Raw genomic sequence first — 1,858 nt, 5'->3', positions numbered from 1 at the left:
CACGCCGCGGACCCACGCCTCGGCGAGCGACGTCAGCAGCCGGGCGGGGCCGCCGTCCTCGCGCCGCAGGGTGCCGACGGCGACGACGGCCCGCTCCGCCGTCTCCTCGATCGCCATCGTGAGCACCGGGTGCGGGCTGCACTCGACGAAGACGCCGTAGCCGTCGGCCAGCAGCTTCTTCGTGGCGCCGGCGAAGTCGACGGTCTCGCGCAGGTTCCGGGCCCAGTAGGCCGCGTCCAGGGTGCTCGTGTCGAGGAAATCGCCGGTGACGGTCGAGCAGAACGGGATATCGGCGGTGCGCGGGGTGATCGGCGCCAGTACTTCCAGCAGCCGGTCGTGGATGCGGTCGACGTGCGCGGAGTGCGACGCGTAGTCGACCGGGATCAGCTTGGCGCGCACGTCGTCGGCCGCGCAGCCCGCGACGAACTCGGCCAGCAGGCCCGCGTCGCCGGACACCACGACGGAGGTGGGGCCGTTGACCGCCGCGAGCGACAGTTCGCCGCCCCAGGCGGCCAGCCGCTCGGCCGCCGCTTCAGCGGACAGCGCGACCGACGCCATCCCCCCGTCGCCGAGCGCCAGGATCTCCTTGCTGCGCAAAGCGACTACTCGCGCACCGTCCTCAAGGGACAGCGCGCCCGCGACGACCGCGGCGGCGATCTCGCCCTGCGAGTGCCCCACGACGGCGGCGGGCTCGACACCGTGCGCCCGCCACACCGCGGCCAGCGAGACCAGCACGGCGAACAGCACCGGCTGGACGACGTCGACGCGGGCGAGGTCGCGGTTCTCGCGCAGCACGTCCACGACGGAGAAGTCCACAAAGGACGACAGGGCGGCGGCGCACTCGGCCAGCCGTTCGGCGAAGACCGGCGACGAGTCCAGCAGCTCGACCGCCATCCCCGTCCACTGCGAACCCTGGCCGGGGAAGACGAACACGACCTTCCCGGGCCGGCTCGCGACCCCGCTCACCACGTGGGCACCGTCGAGACCGGCGGCGAAGTCCGCGAGGTCCCGCCCCAGCACGACGGCCCGGTGCTCGAAGGCGGCCCGCGTGGTGGCCAGCGACCACCCGACGTCCAGCGGCGCCCCGGTCACCCCGGCGAGCGCCTCGGCCTGTCCCCGCAGTGCACCCGCACTCCGCCCGGACAGCACCCACGGCACCAAGCGCCCCAATGGGGTTGTTTCATCGTGGTTTGTGCTGGTCAGGATGGGTTGACCGGTCCTGGTAATGCTCAGGCTTCTCCTGACCGGGCAGTGTCGCGGACGCTGTGCTCGTGCTGGGTGAGCACGAGCAGGGCGCGCAGCAGAGTGGTGGCGTGGCGGGTGTCGAGGCGGAGTTTGTCCAGGATGTGCCAGTGTTTGAGGGCGGCGAAGCCGCCCTCAACCGCGCACCGCATCGCCGCGAACACCGCATTCGCCTGCTTCTGCGCCTTGGTCAGCGGCCGGCGGGCTTCGGCTTTGTAGGGAGTGAGCACGATCTGCTCGCACGGTCCCTCACAGTCCGGGCATTCGCGGGTGGTGCGGACGTCTTTGTGCCAGCCGTGGAAGCCTTTGTCCCCGGCCGGGGTCAGGCCGTGGGCGTGCAGGTGCTGGCGGATCCGCAGCCGGCGGGCGGCGGTGATGTCGGCCGTCTTGCCCGGCAACGCCGCCGACACCCACAACAACCGGCCGGTCTCGTCGGTCAGGGCGAGCACGACCAGGCCGTGATGTCTGTGTTTGCCGTTGTAGTTGGCCCGGTTGGCTTTGCCGGTGCGGCGGCGGGTCCGGATCAGGGTGCCGTCCACCAGCACCACCGCCGCGGCCCGGGCGGCCTGGCGTCGCAGGACCCGGTTCAGGCGGGCGGCGCGGACGGCGAGCAGGG

The 1,858-nt window shown here is 72.4% G+C and carries 2 protein-coding genes; both read right to left on the bottom strand.

The genetic code is table 11. The annotated features are described in order from the left end of the window. Positions 1 to 1,149: acyltransferase domain-containing protein (locus tag G3I65_RS40050; RefSeq protein ID WP_309235944.1), on the bottom strand; the 1,149-nt coding region annotated here is incomplete at its 3' end. Between the two features lie 80 nt (positions 1,150 to 1,229). Beyond that, positions 1,230 to 1,858, bottom strand: a 629-nt coding sequence (locus tag G3I65_RS57825; RefSeq protein ID WP_160697205.1) for a transposase family protein, incomplete at its 5' end; no start/stop codon positions are given.

The sequence above is a fragment of the Amycolatopsis sp. SID8362 genome (assembly GCF_010550475.1).
GTDB classification, from domain to species: domain Bacteria; phylum Actinomycetota; class Actinomycetes; order Mycobacteriales; family Pseudonocardiaceae; genus Amycolatopsis; species Amycolatopsis eburnea.
The sequence above is the reverse complement of the archived record's forward strand: the minus strand, read 5'-3'. Positions and strand labels throughout refer to the sequence as shown.